This window comes from Wohlfahrtiimonas populi (assembly GCF_002006795.1).
Taxonomy (GTDB): Bacteria; Pseudomonadota; Gammaproteobacteria; order Cardiobacteriales; family Wohlfahrtiimonadaceae; genus Wohlfahrtiimonas; species Wohlfahrtiimonas populi.
Window position 1 is genome coordinate 1 of sequence record NZ_MVDN01000059.1, and the last position, 463, is coordinate 463.

The following is a 463-nucleotide window of genomic DNA, read 5'->3' on the forward strand; positions in this document are numbered from 1 at the left end:
TTATCAATTAAAAATAAATCTTTGTCATTAACTAACCGATGAATAAAGAAGTTATGAATCTGTGACATTATCGTTGGCGAAATGTCCGCAGGTCTTTGACTTGCCAAAGTTAGATACATACCGAATTTTCTACCTTCTTTAATAATTTCCTCAAAAAGCTCTAATCTATAATCTTTCCAACTAGCTTGTTCTCTATTAGATTGTTGAGAAAGAATATTGTGTGCCTCGTCGATAATCAAATGTAANATTGTTGAGAAAGAATATTGTGTGCCTCGTCGATAATCAAATGTAATGTGCTATCAGGTGGTGATTTAACTGTGTCTTTATGATTTTGATAAAACATTTTTGCAAGCAATAAAGGAATCATTTTTTTCATAGATTGATTACAATTTCTTAAGGATATTACACTCAATAAATGGAAGTCTTTATCAATACTTTCTTTCACATCAAAGATGTTTCTTAA

Annotated in this window: 1 pseudogene; it reads right to left on the bottom strand. The window is 29.9% G+C overall.

Annotation, left to right across the window (positions count from 1 at the left end):
- A pseudogene (locus tag BZK16_RS14940) lies at positions 1 to 463 on the bottom strand (ATP-binding protein); the annotation flags it as partial.